This window comes from Clostridium sp. AT4 (genome assembly GCF_001517625.2).
Taxonomy (GTDB): domain Bacteria; phylum Bacillota; class Clostridia; order Lachnospirales; family Lachnospiraceae; genus Enterocloster.
In genome coordinates this window covers 297440-317046 of the sequence record NZ_LN999828.1, presented here as the reverse complement: position 1 = coordinate 317046, position 19607 = coordinate 297440, and the positions used below count along the sequence as shown (strand labels likewise).

The following is a 19607-nucleotide window of genomic DNA, read 5'->3' as shown; positions in this document are numbered from 1 at the left end:
TTTTGTAGCCAAAATGTAGCCACTATTTTTATTCACCTCAATGTAACTTATTTAAAATTCCGAGTGTTTTCATATTTAAAATGTGTTATCAATTTTCTATATTGAATCATTCTTTCTTGACCAATTATCTATAGAATAAAGCGTATAATTTTTTGTGAGTATTTTATTTACAAATTCCTGGGTATCTATCTTTGCCCACATCTTTTCAATTAATTCATTGCTGACTCGAACAAATCTTTCTTCCAACAATTGTTTAAACATATTCGATGTATTTACATCCTGCTTATATGCCACTTCTAACACTTTATTATCAAACACATATGATAAAAATACTTCCAATAAAATTCTATTTTCTTCTGTATTTTCACTTTGAAAAGCCTGAATTACCTTTATTAAATATTCACACAGTTCCGTGTTGCTTTGTATATATATTCCTCCAAAATTTTTTACTCCTATTTCTTCTTGCAATCCGGATATAACCATATTTTTTTTAGGAATATATAACGATCTTACTGCTAATCCTCTATTTCTCAAATCAAATTCATACCATAAATCATTTTTGCAAGAATAGGTAACATGAATTCTTCTTTCTTTATGTGCAACTTCAATTTTACTTACTTCTTTATTTTTAAGAGCATGTTGATGCAATAAATTACTCATATCTATATTACATATAACATTTTTAGCTCCCGCCAAAAAATTATCTTTACATACAACACCTATAAGACTACTCAAAGTCGCACTACTTCTTACCTCCTTCAACAGATATTCTCCCGCTCTTGTCATTTCACATTCAAAAATATTTATCTCTTCCAATCCAACAACATCTTCAGCAGAAACCATCTGTCTCACGCCTTCATTTTCCAATGCTAAACACTTCAAATGTGCCAATCTATGAATTAATACATCTTCATCTATTGGTTCTATACGACTATTGCTATAATCATCATAAATCAAAGGACGCATTAAATATCTTCCTTCAGATATCGCCCAGGATTGTGCATAATCTTGAGCCTCTAATTTATCCATCTGTTCTTGTACATAATCTTTATATACGTCATATATATCAGATAAAATCTCATTATTTGCATCCAATTCAATTGCAGATCTTGCAACATTTGTTTGATATTTGCTATTTTTTATATTTGCTATTGCCAATATTGATGTATTTTTATATCCAGGTGTAGAAAATTCAACGCGTATTCCCTCAACACAAGTTCCAATAGGTAATATTGTTTTTCTTTGAATACGCCTATTATCTGCACTCATCAGACACCAATCAGACATATATTTCAAATGCCTTACCGCATAAGCTACTGTCACATTTCCATGTTGCTTTTCATATACATCATATTTTTCCCCATCAACATCATGACCAGTTTCATTTAGATGTTTTACCAATATTTCTTTTAGAGAATCATAACCAATTCTTATATTTTCATTGTCATCAACAGATAAATATACTGGAATTTCCGGAACTACAATCCACTTTCGTAAATCATTCTCTAGTTTTGTCATATCCACATCGTTTCTGACATATAGTTTTACCATTGTTCCATGTTGTTTGATTCGTACATCCAACTCATTTTTATCCATTTTGCGTAGTAAATAACTACCATTTACCTTACGAAGATTAATGCTATTTGCTTCTTCTTGCTCATCGGAACTTGTTACTATATCAATGTCATTTGCAACCATAAAACAAGTTAAAATTCCGATACCAAAATGACTTATAGATGTAAAATTAGGAAATTGTTTTTTCACCACTTCATCTCTATACTTTGATGCTCCGACCTTCAATAAAAAATTTTCAACATCTTGAATAGACATTCCGGTTCCATTATCCCAAAAACTCAATTGCCGCTTATCACTATTCCATTCAACCCAAACTTTTCCTTGAGAATAACTCTTCCCACTTCTTTTTTCATATTCTGACTGTAATCTAACCGCATCTATGCCATTTTGAACCAATTCTCTAACTACAACGGAAGAATCGTTATACAGCGTATGACCAACTAATAATTGTAAGATATTATCTTGTGCGATAGTAAATTGCAATTTTTTCTTTTCAAATCCATTAACCTCTATCTGAGATTCGTCAACTTCTCGCCAAGGAAATTCATATCCTACTGCTCCTTCTCTTTTTTGAGCTTTTTCAACTATTTCACAACATTTAGCCAATTCTCTTCGCGTATATTGCAAATATGATGATAATCCAAAATAAGCCTCTGCAGTCTCAGCACCATCAAAATAAGCTGTAATTTCTATAGTATCTTTCTGTTTGCTATTATCAACAACTCCATCTTCATTTCTCTGATCCTTTGGTCCAACCGCCCTAACTGCCATTTGCTTTTCCCATTCAAGAACACTTATTGGGTTGCTTACATTAATAAGTCTCCTAGCAACCGAAGGCGTTCTATCTCTTGTTATGTGCAATAAATCAGCTATACGTAAAATAATCGCAATATAATTAAGATTTACCTTTTCATTTTCTGTATTTCCATACAGTTTTTTTATTTTATACTTTGAAAAATCTTCTATGTCATCTTTATGATGACTTTCACATATCATCGCCAAATCTGCTTTAAACATATTGTCTAAATTTTTCAATATATCCTCAATTTCACCACACACTGTTTCGGCTTCGCCTAAATTTTTAGCGTTCTTCCCTTCAAGCCATTGTCGAATACGTGCAGCATGATTTTCACGTACAAATTCCTGATATAAGAAAGAATCTCCCTGTTCTTTAGCACATTCCTCATACTCTGATTCTTCCGTGTTTTCCATTACTTTTTCTTTATATTCTTTAAAAGCGGTTTCATTTCTGTGTTTAAATTCATCTTTGGTAACCACCATGCCCAAATCATGAAAATAAATAGCAAGGGTAAGCATAAGCCATTCCGCATATGTCATTTTTTCTTTTGTAACATCTGGAATTAACCATTCCACAATTTTTAGCATTTCATCAATATGAGCAATGCTATGTATAGTGTATTCTTCAAATATCCCTCCTTTTCCAATGAATCCAAGCATTGTTTCCACTCTATCTCTAATATGTAATAATTTTATACCCCTACAAAATGACAGATTCTCTGCTTTTTCGGCCTGTATTTCTGCATAATTTACAAACTCATTCATTTAATGTTCCTCTCTCTGTATATCCATAAAACAATTTATACTATCTGATTATTTTTCTTCAATCTCCTGAATTAAACTCCACCAGTTTCTCCCAATCTATACTTCCATCTTCCCGGCAGAAACTATTTGCGAACTCTCTAACCAGTCTATTGGCTGCTCTGTTATAACTTTCTTTATAATCAGCAACATATTTCTCTGGCATAGTTCCCATATATTCAATAATCTTTATATAAAATTCCTCGTCTCCGGTTAATTCTGCCCAGAAACGTTTTCCAGCCAATTCCTGATACATTTTAGGCTTTCCTCTGCCAGATTCTTTCTTTTTTCCATAACAGTAACCGATATATGCTTCGTACCTTGCTTTCGCTTGCTGTGCCAATTTAGAAGCTGCTATAAAATTCTGTTCCTGTCGTTTTTTGCTGTCTGCATTGAATACAGACGGTCCACTTTTAACAGCTATTGCAGAGATTGTATTCGTCTCATTGTTCTGAATCATAATATCAATGCCTTCTGCTAGAGCCTTATTTCCACCACTTGCTGCAATAGCAATCGGTTCAAAAAAACAATTACCGAAAATGGTTTCTTCACTTGAACTTACAAATGCGGTAAGTACTGAATCCACAATTTCAGTTGCACTCTGCATAGCTTTTGCACGATATAAATACGGATTTTTACGTTTCATTACCTTCTGGATGTTTAACCCATCTATCTTTTCGATTAACGTTCTATAAAATGTTTCCAATGCAGATGCGATTGCCTGAATCACTGCCTGTTCATCATATGAATTATTTAACGACATATAAACTTCCTCCCAATTCTATTGCATTTCTAATCTTATTATGTACATTTGTACCTCTAAAACGTTTTGTTTGAACAACAGCAGTCTTATCAGCTACAGAAAGTACAGTTTTTCCAATGGCTTCAGCTAATCCTACCGGAACTGCATTCCCTATTTGACGGTATTTTGCCGCTATTGTTCCAGTAAATACCCAGTCATCAGGAAATTGCTGAATTCTTGCATATTCTTTCACACTTAACGGTCTATTCTGTGTCGGATGGCACATCATAGTCGCCTTCTGAACCGGAGAAGTAACTACTGTTGGCGAAGGCTGATCATACGATAACCTTCTATAAAATCCGACTTTTCCTCCTCCTGATTTATATGCACCACCCATTGCAATCGGAATAATATCCTCCGGCAAATCTCTCCAGTTTCCACCTTCCGGAACCATTTTTAAGAATTTCAGTCTTTCTTCACTTAATGTTGCACATTCTCCATGATCAAATTCCAAATCTTTTATTACACTTCTAACCGTTTGCCATTGATATTTCTTATCCTGGTGCATCTGAAAATGTGTTGGAATTGGCAAAAAAATATCTTCATCATCACGGCTTCCGATTAATACAAATCTCTCTCTAAACTGCGGAACACCATAATTTACAGCATCAAGCACCCCATATACTGTTTTATAGTCTAGTTTGTCAAATTCAGATAAAATTACATCAAGCACTGTACCCAGCTTTTGTTCAGGATCACTTTCATCCCTTTCAGATAAAGGTACATGTTTTAGCGGTGATGACATAATTCCTTTTACATTTTCCATTACAAAAAATCGAGGCCGTATGTAATCTATCATACGGATAAAATCCATAAACAAACTCCCTCGCGGATCATTTATCCCCAATCTTTTTCCTGCCGTTGAAAAAGGTTGGCATGGCGGTCCCCCACAAATCAAAAATGGTTCTCCCACTGATAATCCTGTCATATCTAGCAGTTGTTGTGGCTGTATTTCTCTAATATCCCCACCCAAAACCTTATGGCCATTAGCTTTCATAGTTTTCACGCATGCTGCGTCAAAATCTTGTCCAATCACTACATTTAAACCTGCTTTTCCCAGTCCAATATCTAACCCCATTGCCCCAGAAAACAAAGAAATAACGTCTCTATTAGCAGCATATCTACTATAATTATTCTGTTTTTTATTTTTATGCATTAAACTTTCTCTCCATTTTTTAATACAAACTTTCTTTCAAAAGAACTGTTTACCGCATCTGCTATATCTTCTAGTTCAGCTATAGTAAAACTCTCTCTTTTCATTTTCCCATTAAAATTCTGCGGTGTTGTCCCTATTCGCCGTGCAAGCTCAGCTACACTAATATCTGACCTCACACACAGCACCTTGATTTGTTCAGAAATCGTCATTTTGGGTACCTCGTCATTTAATCAATTCTTACTTCACTAGTATAAATCATAACGTTTATATCGTCAATCAAATAATTCATACCATGTGATCATCGGTACTTGCATCTTTTTATTCAAATTGTTAAACTTCTTTACACAAAGGTGGTGAAAATATCTATGTCTCATGACTCTGAAATTGTGTCTAAAAATCCGCAAAAAACCCACAGTAAGGACACCTCCATCGAACTCAAACTCAGAAAAGTACTATGGCACAAAGGATATTGATACCGTAAAAACTATAAAATCTTACCCGGCTCTCCTGACATTGTTCTTACCAAATACAAAATCGCTATTTTTTGCGACAGTGATTTTTTTCATGGAAAAGACTGGGAAATTCTAAAACTGCGTCTTGAAAAAGATAAAAATCCCGATTACTAGATAAAAAAATCGAACGTAATCGTTCCCGTGATTTTGAAACTGATAAAAAACTTCTATTTCTTAGTTATACCGTTATTCATTTTTGAAGGCAAGGCATCAAAAAACATACAAATGAATGCCTTCAAACCATTGAAGAAGCTATATGGGATAGTATTTTTTCCGATAACACTATTGAAATTTCAGATGAATAGCCTAAAATTTGTGGCCGTATTTTTCTACAATACAGCCACAAACTTTTTATACATATATAATCTCTTTATCCACAATTCTCCCTCGCACACGCTTGTATATTGTTCATTCTCTCTACCCATTCCATCTAATTTTCTGCTTTTAGCCGCTCTGTAATCCCCTGTGCCCGTTTCATCTGCTCTACAATCCTTTCAAAGCGTTCCTGTGCTTGTTCTTCTATATCAGCAAGATAACTATTCAGCCTGCCACTTGTAAGCAGAGTAATGCAAATTGCTCTCTTATGTTCTTTCAAATAACGTTTATATTTTTGTCCCCATACGCCGATAAATCTCTGTTCTTTCTTCTCCGCAAGGTAAGACAGGGGATAAGATAATCCCCCTGTCTGATATAAGTGTCTCCCATTTCTTCAAATATTGTTTTCTTCATAATCGTTTCCACCTCTCTTACCGTTCTCTATCCATAGATTTTTTCTTAACTGAACGTTTCGGCTGCTGTCTGCCTTCTTGCTGATAGCGGTGCAGCTTTTCCAGTACACTCGCTTTTTTCGGCTGTTCCAACGATTTTTCTTTCTTCTGTTCCGTCTGATTTTTCCATGCCCTTAGTTCTTCATTGTATTCTATAATCAATTCTTCTGCCTTGTTATAAACCTTCTGAAAGACTTGCACATTGGGATAGCCTTCACGTTTTACGATCTGTTCCAAACTCTTGTGCAGACGCTTTTCCAAATCCTCTAACAGTTCAATTCTCCCTTCCAGTGATTTTCGCTCTTTGCCTTTAAATAACCCTCGTAACTCTGACAGTTGCTTTTTCAAAGAATGATGGTGTATAAATAAAGTTGACACCCTATTCTCAAGGATTTTGATATATAATCATAATCAATACGAGAACAGGAGAAAAACCTATGGCACAGAATCAAAAATCTTATGACAATGAATTTAAAGCACAGGCGGTAAAGCTTGCCCAGGAAATCGGCGGTCATAAAGCTGCTCAGGAATTAGGGATTCCAAAGGGTACTATGTACACTTGGATAAAAGCCTTCAAAGAGGGGCGTCTCAGTGCAAATGAAGCAGTTCATACGCCCAAGAATGCTTTATCCCTCAACGATGAGCTTATTGAACTCAGAAAGCGTGTAAAAGAGCAGGATAAGGAAATTCGTCGCTTAAAAGAAGAAAACGAATTCCTTGAGCAAGCAAGTGCTTTTTTCGCAGCCAGCCGTCGGAAGTCAGCAAAAAACAGAGATTAATGTTTATTGCAATCAAAACGGATGACGGCCGGATTAAGGGTAAAATTTCTTTTTATTGCAAAGTGCTTCATGTTTCAAGGCAGGCATTCAACAAATTCCTAAAAGCAAAAGATACCCCTTGGAAATATCAGGCACTGGCAGATGCAATGCTTGATATTTGCAGCGAAGATGAATGCAATGACACTTATGGAAGAATCCGTATGTATCAGGCCTTACAGCTCAAACAGCCTGAGGGAGTACATATTCCCGGTGAGAGAACTGTTTATCGTGTCATGGCAGAAATTGGTCTTAATCATAAACCAAAACGTAAGCCGAATGGTATTACCAAAGCTGATAGAGAAGCCAGTAAATCCGACGATTTAATCAAGCGTGACTTCGCTGCTGAAAAGCCCCTTGAAAAGTGCATGACCGATATGACTGAAATAAAGGCTTCTGACGGGAAGCTCTATGTTTCAGCTATCTTTGACTGCTATGATTTAGCAGTATTGGGACTTGCTATGGATACAAATATGAGAGCTACCCGATGCGAACAAACCTTAGAGAATGCTTGCAAAGCTTACCCGATGCTCCGTGGAGCTATTCTTCACAGTGACAGGGGAACCCAGTATACCAGTGAGCTATATCGTAAAGCTATCAACAGATATGGCATTGTTCAAAGCATGAACAGTGCCGGTGGCAGATGCCATGATAATGCCAGATGCGAAAGCATGTGGGCACGCTTCAAAGAGGAATTACTTTATGGTCGTTACGATCCTACCTCAATGACCATAGAGCAGTTAAAGACGCTCATCTGGAGATACTTCATCAGCTACTGGAATAATCGGAGGATCTGCTCTGCTAATGGTGGACTACCTCCAATGGTTAAGCGACAACAATACTATGCTTCGCTACAGGAGGCAGCATAAGGTCGAACATTCTTGAGAAAAAAGTGTAAACCAATATTGACAATATCAGAACATATCCGGCAGCCAACCATGTGTCCTGATAGATTGCAGCATTTTATCTATGATTTTTTCCTGCTTGATCTTCAAAATATCTTCTTCGGGAACACCCTCGACTAATGCCACATCAACTGTCCGATTCCATTCCTGCCTTGCCGCATTGTCCGCCTTTATCTCCTCTGCTTTCGGATTGTTCTTTCCGATTTTCTTGGTTGCCAGATATACGCCGCCCTGTTGGAATACGGATAGTTTTTCTGATTCCTCTTTTACATATCGGTTGATCGTATCGGTAAACAGTTCCTTGACTTCTTGGGTAAAGGCTTTGTTCTTAAACCATTCATCCTTTTTCGTGAAGATATGGCTTTCATAAACTTCCCCTTTGGGGATAATACTGCACCCTGCCCGAAGATTGCCCTGCTCGTCTAAAATCTCTTTCTTTGTGCGTCTATGCTTTCCCTGCTCATCATAAAACATATTTCGGGTAGCAATCTTTACTTCGGGTTGTTCCAACATTTTCCGTTCACTGAATACTAAATGAATATGATAATTCGTCTTTGTCTTGTTATGATGAAGGGCAGCGATGCACTCCACACCATATCTTTTATGAAAAGTCTCCGCAAAAAGCCTTACCACATCATCTGCCCTGTACTGAACAAAACTTTCAGGAAGTGCAATGATAAACTCACGCCCTTCAATACATTTCCCTGCTGAACCACTCGCCTTAAAATCCAACTGATTTTCTCTTGCAAGATTTTTCCAAAACTCCGGTGTTACTCCTTCTGTCTGATAGGTCGCATAGAGATATTCCTGCCGTTTCGGATTGGAGATATAATCAATCCTTCCTGCCACATCGGACAGCTTGCTTTGTCTGATAAATGAATGTCTGCCTATAAGCATCCTCCTTCCTTAGCTCCCGCCGACTTTATTGTGAGTAGGTGCATAGGCACCTGTTTACGAACTGATTGCCGTATCTGGCATAAGCCTCGCAGAGCGAAATACACAGAGCATAAAACTTTAGTTTTGTGCAATGGGTGTATTTCGCTCTCAATCGCCGAGGGCTGTTTTTGTATTACATAATCTGATTATTGCTCAGACTTACGATTTCATTTATAGGCGTATCCGCCCTTTTGATTTGCCCGTATCTGTGCTGCTTTAACTTCTGCAACACTCCCTTCTGCTAAAAAATATGATAAATTCAAAAATTACACGTATAAGCGTATAAACGTATTTTCCACACTTTTCAGAAACCTGTAACCCCTTGATTTTCCTAAAGATATACGCATATACGCTTCTTTGGAAAATTCTTTTTATCTGTATCTCATCTGCATCAACGATAGTTTTCTATGCGTATCTGCGTATGGATTCCCTGAAATCCTCTGGCATTTTTCCCATTGTCTGAGGGAATATTCGTAGAATAATGAATGTGATATTTCTTTTCATTTTCTTTTAAGTACCCTGAAAAACTTTTTGCACTCATAGGCTTTTCCGTATTGTCCTCACACCAGCGGCAGTATGCTTGGTAAAGATTCTTGGAAGTCGCTGTTGTATTTTCTTCCAGCCGGATATACCCGGATGACTGCATAAAAGCGATAATGTTATTCTCGGATTCCATAGCTTCGTGTAGATTTTTCTTTGCACATTCGCTGATGGTAAAGCGGTATTTATTTTTCAGTAATCGTTTCAATCCCTCCAGACACCAGAGAAAAATATCGTCTGCTTCTCTTTGCAGTTTTTCAATCAGATAGGGATCATCTACTCTGTCTGGCGGCACATCTTTGACCGTAAGGATAATCTGTCTACGATAAAATCCATAGGAACGATCATGTAAAGCACTCAGACTCCCGTTTCCAAAGCAGAGAAATCTGACATATAAATTCCCCTGTACACTCTGCTTTGACTTCCTTTCCAAATCCATCTTATCCTCCAGAGTGACTATGGTTTTAATGTAGTTGGTGTCTTTCAATGCTTCCAATTTCATATCATCATCCACCATCAAAAGCCTGTATTCCAAATCTGCCCTTGCAAAACGATTATGCTCTACCTTTTGAATATTGCTTACATTCATATTCGTTCCGAGAATTTTTCTCATAACCAGACCAATACGTGATTTTCCCTCCCCGCCTTTTCCTAAGATAATCAATAACTTCTGTGCCTTGTTGGATGGGATTAAACAATATCCCATATATTCCTGCAAGGTAGGAATATCATCTTCCTCCAACAATTCCGAAAGAAATTTTAACCACCGTTCTGGCTTTGCTTCTTTCATTTCATAATTTACAGGCAAGCGGTTCAGACAAAATTCCTTCATCTCTGTAAAACTGCCACTCAAAAAGTAAGTTCCATTCTTCACATGAATGCGATCCATTTGCACCGGAAGTTCCTCTGAATATGCTTCCAGTTTTAGAACCTCCAAAAGCTGTTTTACTTTCTTGGAAATTCCTTTCGTAAGAACCGGTTTTACCATTCTGTATATTTCTTTTTCCACTTCGCTATCTAGCAGCATTCCATCGTAACTGAAAAAAATACCGTTGATACACTTCAATGGCATTCTTTGCAGGAAATTTTCACAAAATGCCACCTCATCAATCTGCCCCTCCTCAAACCATTCCTGAGAGTACGGCTTAGAGTTCATTTCCCTCTGATCCAATGCTTCTTCCAGTCTGTTCCTTGTTGTTTCGTCTATATTCTTCCATTCGTTCTTCAATTCTTTTCACATCCTTCCCACTATCCAATAAAAATTCAATTCTGTCCTGTAACTCTCCAAACACCAGTAAATCCAGATAGTAGTTTATCTTTTCTGTCTGCTGACAGGCTTCTATAAATTCTGCTTTCCATTCTTCGTCTGGCATTTTAGGTGCATGGCTCACTTTCCATTCTTCCAGCAGATGAAGATAATCCGATAAAATGCGGATACTTTCCCGTTCCCATTCTTCAAATTTCTTTTCGGTCTGGTACAACGTTCTTTTCGGTTTTTCTTTCTTCTTACTGGTATTCCTTTTCTTTGAGCTATCCGTAAAAACCGGTATCCGAAAATCTTCTGCCAGTTTCTTTGCTGCTTCCAATGGTGCAAGATGAAAGAAATCTGCCACAAACGTGATCACATCCCCTTTCGTACCACAGGCAAAACAGCAAAATCCTTTGTCTACTTTCATACTGGGATGCCTGTCATCATGAAAGGGGCAACAGATCATCCCATTTCTACTTATTTTCAATCCGTACTGTTCGGCTGCTTGCCTTGCAGTTACATTTTCTTTTACTGTCTGAAAGATACTCATTCCATTTTCATCTCACAGCCATAATATTTTTTCTGGAAATATCTAACCGGAACTTTCCCCTTGATGATGTTATATCCGGCATTTTCCAGTTCTTCATTCATTACCCGCACAATTTCATAGGCTTTGCTTCTCCCAACCCCGAGAATCTCCATAATGTCATTTGCGGTAATATAAGATACATTAATCTGCATACAAAATCCTCCTTTTCTTTTTTCTATCTATCGAAAGTGCTATCACAGTACGCCTTTATTTCATATAAATTATTTTATACGTTTTTAATATGCACTTTTAATTCGTATTCGTATCATACATCTATCTTTCGTATTTGTCAACAATTATTTTAAATAACACGCACTTGCAATTCGTTTTATTTCGTGTTATATTATCCATGAGGTGAATAAAACATGAATATAATGGAAGTTTCAACAATAGGAGAACGAATTAAAACACTCCGAAAAAAAAGAGGATATAACCAGAAAGATTTAGCAAACCTTCTTGGAAAATCTCTCCGTACTATTCAAAAATATGAAAGCGGGGAAATTGAAGTATCAATCGCAATGGTCAATGAATTGGCTAAGGTGCTTGATACGACTTCTACCTATCTTCTCGGACATCAGACAGGAGATTTCAAATTTGACTCTCTCTCTGACGTTATGGAATGCCTGTTCCAATTGGAAAAAATAAGCGGGCTGCACTTTTCCATAGAAACAAAAAGACCGCCACATTATGACGGCTGGCAATGCTCCATAACTTTTGACGGAAAAGACAAATCCGCTGATCAGAATGCAGATATGTGCCTGTTCCTTGAGGAATGGGAAAATAACAGGGAATCTTTCCAGCAGTATTGCATGGATCAAGCTTCCTATGAAGATTGGAAAGACAAAACTCTTGCCTACTATGCTTCACAGGGTGTAGAGATAGAAGAACCGGAAAATCTCGATACTGAGGAACGATTAAAAAGAAAGAATGCTCTTTTTTCTGGCAAATAAATCCTGAATTAAACGAGCAAAAAGCTCTTATGAAAGGAATGATGTAATTGTCAGTAACAAAAGATACAACAGGAAAATGGATGTCACAGGTGCGTGTCAAAGACTACACAGGAAAGACTATCCACAAGAAAAAACGTGGTTTTACCACAAAAAAAGAAGCTCTGGAATGGGAAAGAGACTTTCTCAACAAAGCTAATGCAGATATGGGTATGATGTTTCAGGATTTTGTAGATCTATATTTTGAGGATATGGGACACCGTCTGAAAGAATCCACCATTATCAGCAAACGGTATATGGTAGATAAAAAGATCCTGCCAGTATTCGGAAAAATCCCGATCAATGAGATTACACCAAAGGATATCCGTAAATGGCAGAACGGATTAACTGCATATCGTGATAAGAACAGGAAGCCTTATGCACAAACCTACCTTAGAGCGATCAATAATCAGCTTACTGCTATGTTCAACTATGCAGTGAAATATTATGATTTACGGGAAAATCCATGCACAAAAGCTGGAAGCATGGGAAAAAGCAATGCAGAAGAAATGCAGTTCTGGACAAAGGCAGAATTTGAACAGTTTATTACAGCTGTACAGGATAAGCCAGCTTCTTATACAGCCTTCATGACCATGTACTATACTGGCATGCGAGTAGGCGAACTGTGTGCTTTAACGCCGGAAGATGTGAACTTAGAAAATAATACCATCACCATCAACAAAACCTTCCAAAGAATCAATGGCAGGGATGTTGTCTGGCCTCCTAAAACGCCAAAAAGTAACCGGGTTATCACAATACCTCAAACACTTGCTGACTGTTTAAAAAGTTATATGGATAAATGTTATGAGATTCAGCCAAATGACAGACTGTTTCCTTACACCAAAAGTTTTCTGAATCATGAAATGCTCAGAGGATGTAAAAAATCCGGTGTGAAGAAGATTCGTGTGCATGATCTCCGTCACTCCCATGCCAGCCTTTTGATTGAAATGGGATGCCAACCACTTCTGATTGCTGACCGTTTAGGGCATGAAAAAATACAGACAACCTTAAATACTTATAGTCATCTGTATCCAAACAAACAAGCCGAAGTCGCACAACAACTTGAAAATCTTATCAACGGAACAACAGTCCCAGATAGTAGCCAACTGACAGATGTAGCCAATTTGTAGCCAATAAAAAGAAAAATCTCTGAAAAGCCTTATAAATCAAGGCTTTCCAGAGATGTAGTAACTATTCAAACTCGCAAAGTTCTATTTGCTTTGTAGTGCTTTCAAGTTGTTTTAGTTTTGAAACAGTTCATTTTCGAACTGTTTTGTATGTATTTGCTATGTTTTTATCTGATTGTATTGTCATTTTATTGTCAGCAATATGCTATACATTAAAATCAACTAATAATCTTAAATACTATACTATAAATGAGCAAATTTGAAAAATTGCACAAAACTACACTGCGAATTTCATAAATGAATCAAAATCATTACTTTCCTTTGCGCATTGAAAAAGATAACGATACTTTTCCAACTGAATGGTATCACAGATTTCGTGATATCCAGTTTCAAACGAGCAGAACCTACCAGTACCCACTGCACACATGAAATGTGCCAGTGACATAAGCAGCCAGTACCTTTTGATTCCCTGTGCAGAGCGTATCTGATAGCCGTCCAGTGCCAGTTTCTCCTTACACTGGCGGAAAAATACTTCAATAGGCCATCGACATGCATACCAGGAAAGAATCTCCTGTGTAGATAGGGCTGCGTTTGTACTGATGAAAGCACGCAATGCTTTGGGATTACCAAATACTTTTTCCGGATAACTCAAAAGAACTACCGCATTCTCTATGCCGTTGAGGTTTCCCTCGTACCGGTACACATAATAGTTTCGTTTTTTGACTGTCACAAGGTCAAATTCACGATGTGTAACAGACAATTCGGCGGCCAGTTCACGAAGTTTCTTTTTCATTCCCGATGGATACAGCAAACGGTTTGTTTTCAAAGCACCGATGGTATGGAACCCTCTCTGTGCAAAGGTATTGATTATCTTTTCAGAAACATACCAGCAGTCACAAAGAAAATAGGACATTACCGGTGGAACAGGCAGCTCCTTTGCAATGCTTTGTACAATGTCAATCTTGGAAATGGACTTATTGTACATTACAAAAGCATAGTTCAGAACAATGCCATTGCAGGAAAGCATAACAGCAACTGCCTGATGCCCGTAATCCTGTTTTCCTTTTAAATGGGATTGGTGAAAATACGCATCTTCAATCGGATGTAAAGCTTGTGACGAAGGCTTTGTCTTTGAAGCGATCGTATCGTCCACAATACAGAAAACAGGCTTTCCGGTGCGTGCTGCTTCCGAATAAATAATCTCAATGACAGAGCATTTTAACGTATCTGAAAGTAAGGAATCATCCCATTTTCCGGAATTGAGGAAATGGGCAATCGTAGTTCTGTGGCAGGAACTGTTTTTAGCAAAGTTCGTGGTTTTTCCATGATATCCTGAAATGAAAATACTGATTAGGATACTCATAAGATGGTTTATTACTCGGTTCGAATAAAATTTGCATAAGTTTAATTTTTTAAACTGGTTGTATATGAATGAGGAATGATGTATAGTATTTGCGAGAGACACCTTCTTTCGTAAATGTTGCAAATGTTTGTTTAGGCACTTTCATTATACAACACATGGAATCGAGGTGTCTTTCTTTTATGCAAAATCACGAACTTGCTCATTTATAGTACTATAATATTCATAAAGCACTTCCATTCCCCTACAAACTGGAATTTAGCGATTTCTTTTTCCGGTATTCTCTGTCCCACGGATTTCCTCATGATAGAAATAATCTACGATCACCGGATGTCCCTGCGGGACTCTGCCATAAGGCATTTCATTATCCACAAAGGCACAATCATACTTCTTAGCCATTTTCTCAGCTTTTACTTCAAGTGCTTCAAAGTAGCTGCGGTTATGCTTGTTATAGATCTCGTCGTAAAGTGGTACAAGATCAGGATATTTTCCGGCGATATAATCCATAATTGTCTTTTTGAAACCGCCTCGAAGATTGAGATTTTCGAGCCAGAACAGATCGCACTGATCCTTTACCCGCTCAAAGATTGCTTCAAAATCCGTGATACCGGGGAATACCGGGGATACGAAACAGACTGTACGGATACCTGCCTCATATACCTGCTTCATAGCAGCGATACGGTGCTCAATGCTCGAAGCAGAATCCATATCGTTCTTGAAATTTTCATCTAGTGTGTTGATCGACCATGAAACGGTTACACGTCCAAGCTTCTTCAGCAGATCAATATCCCGTACCACAAAATCTGACTTTGTGCAGATCAGAATATCTGCGTCACTGCCGATCAGCTGCTCCAGAAGTTTTCTGGTATTCCCGAATTGCTCCTCCTGTGGATTGTAGCCATCTGTCACAGAACCGATGACCACCCGCTGTCCGGCATATTTCTTCGGATTTTTAATTTCCGGCCAATGCTTCACATCAAGGAAAGTGCCCCATTCCTCCTTGTGCCCGGTAAAGCGCTTCATAAAAGAAGCATAGCAATACTTGCAGGCATGTGTACAGCCCACATAGGGATTGACCGAGTAACCGCCTACCGGCAGACTAGACTTAGTCATGATGTTCTTTGTTTCCACCTCACGAATGAGGATTCCATTTATTACTTCTTCCATGATTTCTGTACCTCTAACACTTTATTAAATTCTTCCGGTATTTCCTGAATCATATTTTCATCCTCTATGATAGGGACAAGGTCTTCCTTCATAAACACCGGAATGCCGAGCTTATGTGCCTGGTTCGTCAGAGACCATGCCCATTCCGGCTCCGTATGAGTCTTCCTGCTCTGAGCTCCGGTCATGGTGCCCACAACGATCCAATTGATTCCGGAAAGGTCAACTGTGCCGGGATCGTCGAATAACGGCTCAAAGGTAACATGGTAATGTTTTGCTCTAACGTTTTTCCGAAGGGCGTCAATACGCCACAGTTCTGCTTTCCTCGTCACCGTAATGCCAAACCATGCGTTTTCCAGATCGGTATCAAAATCCAGCAAATCAGGTCGCTTGGTAAGGAACAGGAACTGATGCTGTGGATTTTCACGGATCTTTGCAAATACCTCGTCTCTCCATTCCGGCTTCCATCCGGAGAGATCGCTCATCCCAGTAAGAAGAAAGTTCTGCGGACGTTTCTTTTCCATCATCTTGAGCTTACCCGGAAAGAATTCAGGGTCAGCGAAGTCATCAATCATATGCCAGCGTTTCACGTTGTTGCGGGCATAGCAATATGCACACCCCACTGTGCAGCCAATGACGATATTCATGTTCTGAATCTGATCTTTGATACAAATACTCATGACTTCTGCCACTCCTCAAGATTCTTTCTGATGCGGTCGAGGCATTCCTCAAACCGGGTAATTTCTTCCTCTGAAAAACCTTTGTAGTAAATACTGCCCATCTCATCAGATACAGAATCGTACTCGCCCTTTAAGGCATGTGCTTTCTCAGTCAGAAACAGGAGTGTTTTCCTTTTGTCCGTTTTAGACTGAACACGGCTTATCAGCCCTTGATTTTCCATTCTTTCCAGCATCGTAGTAAGAGATGTTATCGCTAATCCGCATTTAGTCGAGAGTAACCTGATTGAGATACCATCCTCCTGCCACAGCACATAAAGAATACGTCCCTGGGCTCCATTAAACGCATCAATATTCTTTTCACTGAGAATCTTCTCGAAAATCCGGTCTCCAAGCTGTTTTATTTTGGTGACAAGAAATCCTCCATTCATTTCCATACAAAAGCTCCTATATAGTAGTTTATTAAAAACATACTATATAGGAGCTTTATTGTCAAGAATTTATATGTCTTAATAGGTAAATTCCGTTTTTTTCAATTCTCCAAACTGCAATTTATCTTAGAAATTACAGCGATGTTATTTTGATAAACTTTCAAGAATTGAAATATCATGCTTATCTTTATCTCTTAATTCATAACCTGAATGGAAAACTTTTTGGCCTTTTAAAGATATACAAGGAATTGTTTTGCCTTCAAAAAAAACACTACCAAAGTAATCTTTTTCAAACTCATACCATCCACCCTCTAAATCAGCTTGTTTTGAAGTTCCGTCCTCATTTAAAACGAACGGGTGAATGTCTAAGTAACCAAGTTCATCACTATATAACTCTATTCTAACCGGTTTCCAGTCTGTATCAATTTTATAGCCCAGATTCAAAAGCACATTTAACAATTTTTCCGTATGTTGAGCATCAAAATTTATATCTATATCTCTATGAATTCTTGTTTGTTTACCAGCTAAAATATCTACACCCCATCCGCCATCCAACCAGTATGTAATTCCAGTATTTTCGAATAATTCTATTACTTTCATTAAATCTTCTTTTGTTGTTATTTCTTTTCTACCCATACAAAGTCTCCTTTACAACTTCTATATAATTGTTTAGTTAAGTCAATATCAATATCTAATTGCCAAGGCTCAAAATCAAAAATCATGGTCATCACACTCCTTTTTAAAATTCAAATTTGTCGATTTCTTTTTACTTACTAATCATACCATACAACAGCATAAGAAACACTAAAATATTGCAGACCATACCGCCCCAAAACAGGTACAACTTCAAGCCCTCATATCTAAAAAAACTGTTCTTACTTTCCTCAAGCTCCCGGATCTTCTGCTTCATCACGCTCGTAAGTGTATCAGACTGCTTCTCAAGAAGCTTTGTAGCCCTCTGTATAGCCTCTATATTCGCCTGTAACGCCTTTCTAACCTCTTGGACGGTGTTTTCCTTAACCTCATCTTTCAGGCTCCCAATCTCGCCCGATATAGCGTCTTGAAGCAATTCGTTGCTGTTCTTCAGCAGCTCTACGCTCTGCTTCAGCTCGCTGATGAGCTTCCTGTTCTGCTCTGCGTCTCTCTGCCTGTTCTGCTCTGCCCTCACTTGTTCTTGATTTGACTGCTTCATCAATTCCTCGCAGTTCTCGCTCGACATCGCCAACGCTTCTTTGAGCAGACTGTTTTCCAGCTCTGTCCGGCTCTGTCGGTTTAACTCTTGAAGCTGCTCTCTTGGACTGCTCTGCTTCTGCTGTTCGTGCATTTCTCTCAAACTCATGCTCCATACTCTCCTTTCCAAAATCCATATTGTAGTATTTTTCCAGCTTGTTATCCCTGATTTTACAAGCCTTTTCTCCTGCCTGTTCCCTGGCTAAGTCGGTATATGTGATGTACTTGTGGCTGTCCTGCCAGTCCACCCCGTACCCTCTTTCATTCATCAGCCGGATAAAGGTTTCCCGGCTGGTCGCTGTTTCCTTACAATCCAGCACCGCAAGGGCAATATCCTGCACATAGCTTTTGACCTTTCCCTGCTCTGCCTGTTTCAAAAGCTGGTAGGTGTCTTTGCTCCATGCCACCGTTTCTTCCCGGACTTCTCCAGCAAATGTCTTTCCTTTCTCCGGCACATGCAAGCCCTGTTCCCAGCTCTGCTCGTGGCACCGTTCCTGTAAGTCGTTAAGGACGTTCTTACTCCATTGGAGCCTAGGAGCGTTCTCTTAGTTAACGTCATTGACACTAAGTTGCGTATGTATATGCCCCTTTTCTATGTTCGTGTCCATCAGAACTGCATGCCCTCACCATGCCTTCATATGCTCCGCCAGCGCGACAGCGTTCTTGTGGGCCTGCTCCGGTGTTATTTCCGCGTCCTCATGGTAGGATTGCACATAATGCTTATAGGTTCTTCCGTCCGTCTTGCCCCACAGCTCCTTTGTGGCTTGCATTTCCTCCTTGACCGTCTCCGGCTCACAATGCAGACCGCTGACAAGCTTCTCCTCTGTCTTTTCTTTTTTCGTCACATAATCTATTGCGTGCCCTATGCCCGCCTTTGAAGATACCGCCTTAATGACTGCCATACTTTGTTCAGCTCCTCTCCATGCTTCCGCACTTCCGCTTCACTCGGCAACATTCCCCCCTCATTACACCTCTTTGCTATTTGGTTGAGGTTGTTCCCTATCCGTTTCAGTTCCGGGATAAGTTCTTTGATACCGTCCGTATTCACGATCTGCTTCTCCAGCACACAGGAAAGGATATACTCCTGCTGGTTCTTTCCACTCTCTGAAATCTTCTCCTGCAACTGCTGGTATTCTTCTTCACTTACTCGGAATGATAACTGCTTTGGTCTTGTCTTGTTCATGCCC

20 protein-coding genes and 2 pseudogenes are annotated in these 19607 nt (G+C 38.6%); 5 read left to right on the top strand and 17 right to left on the bottom strand.

Annotated features, from left to right (window positions below; all coding sequences use genetic code 11):
* Nucleotides 1–96: 96 nt before the first annotated feature.
* Genes BN3656_RS07765 through BN3656_RS07750 form a run of 4 tightly spaced genes read right to left on the bottom strand, consistent with a single transcriptional unit; the run spans nucleotide 97 to nucleotide 5341 of the window.
* The gene (locus BN3656_RS07765) at nucleotides 97–3138 is read right to left on the bottom strand and encodes an ATP-binding protein (protein ID WP_066546095.1); all 3042 of its coding nucleotides are present in this window, start codon (nucleotides 3136–3138) and stop codon (nucleotides 97–99) included.
* A 58-nt stretch (nucleotides 3139–3196) separates the two neighbouring features.
* A complete protein-coding gene (locus BN3656_RS07760; protein WP_066546093.1) occupies nucleotides 3197–3937 on the bottom strand; it encodes a PmeII family type II restriction endonuclease in 741 nt (246 codons plus the stop codon).
* Nucleotides 3924–5132 (bottom strand): DNA cytosine methyltransferase, encoded by a 1209-nt coding sequence (locus tag BN3656_RS07755; protein ID WP_081422893.1) that lies wholly within the window; start codon nucleotides 5130–5132, stop codon nucleotides 3924–3926. Before BN3656_RS07755 ends, BN3656_RS07760 begins: the two co-directional genes overlap by 14 nt.
* Entirely contained in the window at nucleotides 5132–5341 is a 210-nt protein-coding gene (locus tag BN3656_RS07750) for a helix-turn-helix transcriptional regulator (protein WP_066546090.1), read from the bottom strand. Before BN3656_RS07750 ends, BN3656_RS07755 begins: the two co-directional genes overlap by 1 nt.
* 282 nt (nucleotides 5342–5623) lie before the next feature.
* Here BN3656_RS07750 and BN3656_RS17085 point away from each other — a divergent pair, with 282 nt between their 5' ends.
* Nucleotides 5624–5758 carry a hypothetical protein gene (locus tag BN3656_RS17085; protein WP_347461174.1) on the top strand — a complete coding sequence of 45 codons (135 nt, stop codon included), beginning with the start codon at nucleotides 5624–5626 and terminating at the stop codon, nucleotides 5756–5758.
* Nucleotides 5759–5995: 237 nt separating this feature from the next.
* Here the strand turns inward: BN3656_RS17085 and BN3656_RS07740 are convergent.
* Nucleotides 5996–6373: pseudogene (locus BN3656_RS07740) on the bottom strand (TnpV protein).
* A gap of 17 nt (nucleotides 6374–6390) precedes the next feature.
* The gene (locus tag BN3656_RS07735) at nucleotides 6391–6789 is read right to left on the bottom strand and encodes a hypothetical protein (RefSeq protein ID WP_066546088.1); all 399 of its coding nucleotides are present in this window, start codon (nucleotides 6787–6789) and stop codon (nucleotides 6391–6393) included.
* 59 nt (nucleotides 6790–6848) lie between these two features.
* Here BN3656_RS07735 and BN3656_RS07730 point away from each other — a divergent pair, with 59 nt between their 5' ends.
* Complete coding sequence (locus BN3656_RS07730) at nucleotides 6849–7190, top strand: transposase (RefSeq protein ID WP_066545712.1); 342 nt, start codon at nucleotides 6849–6851, stop codon at nucleotides 7188–7190.
* Nucleotides 7190–8095 carry an IS3 family transposase gene (locus BN3656_RS07725; protein WP_066546087.1) on the top strand — a complete coding sequence of 302 codons (906 nt, stop codon included), beginning with the start codon at nucleotides 7190–7192 and terminating at the stop codon, nucleotides 8093–8095. The genes BN3656_RS07730 and BN3656_RS07725 overlap by 1 nt, the downstream gene beginning before the upstream one ends.
* A gap of 45 nt (nucleotides 8096–8140) precedes the next feature.
* On the opposite strand, the gene BN3656_RS07720 is transcribed toward BN3656_RS07725, so the two are convergent.
* The 4 genes from BN3656_RS07720 to BN3656_RS07705 form a co-directional block, all read right to left on the bottom strand.
* Complete coding sequence (locus tag BN3656_RS07720) at nucleotides 8141–9028, bottom strand: MobA/MobL family protein (RefSeq protein ID WP_347460810.1); 888 nt, start codon at nucleotides 9026–9028, stop codon at nucleotides 8141–8143.
* A 430-nt stretch (nucleotides 9029–9458) separates the two neighbouring features.
* Entirely contained in the window at nucleotides 9459–10835 is a 1377-nt protein-coding gene (locus BN3656_RS07715) for a phage/plasmid primase, P4 family (RefSeq protein ID WP_347460808.1), read from the bottom strand.
* Nucleotides 10753–11406: a CHC2 zinc finger domain-containing protein gene (locus BN3656_RS07710; protein WP_066546083.1), complete on the bottom strand. Its 654-nt coding sequence runs from the start codon at nucleotides 11404–11406 to the stop codon at nucleotides 10753–10755. Before BN3656_RS07710 ends, BN3656_RS07715 begins: the two co-directional genes overlap by 83 nt.
* Nucleotides 11403–11597: a hypothetical protein gene (locus BN3656_RS07705; protein ID WP_016225774.1), complete on the bottom strand. Its 195-nt coding sequence runs from the start codon at nucleotides 11595–11597 to the stop codon at nucleotides 11403–11405. The genes BN3656_RS07710 and BN3656_RS07705 overlap by 4 nt, the downstream gene beginning before the upstream one ends.
* Nucleotides 11598–11810: 213 nt before the next feature.
* Between BN3656_RS07705 and BN3656_RS07700 the strand changes: the two genes are divergently transcribed.
* Both BN3656_RS07700 and BN3656_RS07695 read left to right on the top strand, forming a co-directional pair.
* A complete protein-coding gene (locus tag BN3656_RS07700) occupies nucleotides 11811–12395 on the top strand; it encodes a helix-turn-helix transcriptional regulator (RefSeq protein ID WP_066546079.1) in 585 nt (194 codons plus the stop codon).
* Between the two features lie 80 nt (nucleotides 12396–12475).
* A complete protein-coding gene (locus BN3656_RS07695; protein ID WP_066546190.1) occupies nucleotides 12476–13561 on the top strand; it encodes a site-specific integrase in 1086 nt (361 codons plus the stop codon).
* Nucleotides 13562–13835: 274 nt separating this feature from the next.
* On the opposite strand, the gene BN3656_RS07690 is transcribed toward BN3656_RS07695, so the two are convergent.
* The 7 genes and pseudogenes from BN3656_RS07690 to BN3656_RS07655 all read right to left on the bottom strand — a co-directional run bounded on the left by BN3656_RS07690 (nucleotide 13836) and on the right by BN3656_RS07655 (nucleotide 19603).
* Nucleotides 13836–14921, bottom strand: coding sequence for a transposase (locus BN3656_RS07690; protein ID WP_066546068.1), 1086 nt, complete (start codon nucleotides 14919–14921; stop codon nucleotides 13836–13838).
* A 255-nt stretch (nucleotides 14922–15176) separates the two neighbouring features.
* Nucleotides 15177–16085, bottom strand: a complete 909-nt coding sequence (locus BN3656_RS07685) for a radical SAM mobile pair protein B (RefSeq protein WP_005608554.1) — start codon at nucleotides 16083–16085, stop codon at nucleotides 15177–15179.
* On the bottom strand, nucleotides 16073–16762 hold the full coding sequence (locus BN3656_RS07680; RefSeq protein ID WP_066546065.1) for a radical SAM mobile pair protein A: 690 nt from the start codon (nucleotides 16760–16762) through the stop codon (nucleotides 16073–16075). Before BN3656_RS07680 ends, BN3656_RS07685 begins: the two co-directional genes overlap by 13 nt.
* Nucleotides 16759–17196, bottom strand: a complete 438-nt coding sequence (locus tag BN3656_RS07675; RefSeq protein ID WP_066546062.1) for a radical SAM mobile pair system MarR family transcriptional regulator — start codon at nucleotides 17194–17196, stop codon at nucleotides 16759–16761. The genes BN3656_RS07680 and BN3656_RS07675 overlap by 4 nt, the downstream gene beginning before the upstream one ends.
* A 138-nt stretch (nucleotides 17197–17334) precedes the next feature.
* On the bottom strand, nucleotides 17335–17826 hold the full coding sequence (locus tag BN3656_RS07670; protein WP_009263190.1) for a hypothetical protein: 492 nt from the start codon (nucleotides 17824–17826) through the stop codon (nucleotides 17335–17337).
* A gap of 386 nt (nucleotides 17827–18212) precedes the next feature.
* Nucleotides 18213–19322 (bottom strand): annotated as a pseudogene (locus BN3656_RS17080) (relaxase/mobilization nuclease domain-containing protein).
* Nucleotides 19283–19603 (bottom strand): MobC family plasmid mobilization relaxosome protein, encoded by a 321-nt coding sequence (locus BN3656_RS07655; RefSeq protein ID WP_009256578.1) that lies wholly within the window; start codon nucleotides 19601–19603, stop codon nucleotides 19283–19285. Before BN3656_RS07655 ends, BN3656_RS17080 begins: the two are co-directional and overlap by 40 nt.
* Nucleotides 19604–19607 lie beyond the last annotated feature (4 nt).

Excerpts from the sequence above, each read along its gene's own strand:
- BN3656_RS07705 (WP_016225774.1), bottom strand. The coding sequence starts at position 11,597 with ATGCAGATTAATGTATCTTATATTACCGCAAATGACATTATGGAGATT.
- BN3656_RS07680 (WP_066546065.1), bottom strand. The coding sequence starts at position 16,762 with ATGAGTATTTGTATCAAAGATCAGATTCAGAACATGAATATCGTCATT.
- BN3656_RS07675 (WP_066546062.1), bottom strand. The coding sequence starts at position 17,196 with ATGGAAATGAATGGAGGATTTCTTGTCACCAAAATAAAACAGCTTGGA.
- BN3656_RS07700 (WP_066546079.1), top strand. The coding sequence starts at position 11,811 with ATGAATATAATGGAAGTTTCAACAATAGGAGAACGAATTAAAACACTC.
- BN3656_RS07730 (WP_066545712.1), top strand. The coding sequence starts at position 6,849 with ATGGCACAGAATCAAAAATCTTATGACAATGAATTTAAAGCACAGGCG.
- BN3656_RS07690 (WP_066546068.1), bottom strand. The coding sequence starts at position 14,921 with ATGAGTATCCTAATCAGTATTTTCATTTCAGGATATCATGGAAAAACC.
- BN3656_RS07720 (WP_347460810.1), bottom strand. The coding sequence starts at position 9,028 with ATGCTTATAGGCAGACATTCATTTATCAGACAAAGCAAGCTGTCCGAT.
- BN3656_RS07755 (WP_081422893.1), bottom strand. The coding sequence starts at position 5,132 with ATGCATAAAAATAAAAAACAGAATAATTATAGTAGATATGCTGCTAAT.
- BN3656_RS07695 (WP_066546190.1), top strand. The coding sequence starts at position 12,476 with ATGTCACAGGTGCGTGTCAAAGACTACACAGGAAAGACTATCCACAAG.
- BN3656_RS07725 (WP_066546087.1), top strand. The coding sequence starts at position 7,190 with ATGTTTATTGCAATCAAAACGGATGACGGCCGGATTAAGGGTAAAATT.
- BN3656_RS07670 (WP_009263190.1), bottom strand. The coding sequence starts at position 17,826 with ATGGGTAGAAAAGAAATAACAACAAAAGAAGATTTAATGAAAGTAATA.
- BN3656_RS07685 (WP_005608554.1), bottom strand. The coding sequence starts at position 16,085 with ATGGAAGAAGTAATAAATGGAATCCTCATTCGTGAGGTGGAAACAAAG.
- BN3656_RS07655 (WP_009256578.1), bottom strand. The coding sequence starts at position 19,603 with ATGAACAAGACAAGACCAAAGCAGTTATCATTCCGAGTAAGTGAAGAA.
- BN3656_RS07765 (WP_066546095.1), bottom strand. The coding sequence starts at position 3,138 with ATGAATGAGTTTGTAAATTATGCAGAAATACAGGCCGAAAAAGCAGAG.
- BN3656_RS07710 (WP_066546083.1), bottom strand. The coding sequence starts at position 11,406 with ATGAGTATCTTTCAGACAGTAAAAGAAAATGTAACTGCAAGGCAAGCA.
- BN3656_RS07760 (WP_066546093.1), bottom strand. The coding sequence starts at position 3,937 with ATGTCGTTAAATAATTCATATGATGAACAGGCAGTGATTCAGGCAATC.
- BN3656_RS07750 (WP_066546090.1), bottom strand. The coding sequence starts at position 5,341 with ATGACGATTTCTGAACAAATCAAGGTGCTGTGTGTGAGGTCAGATATT.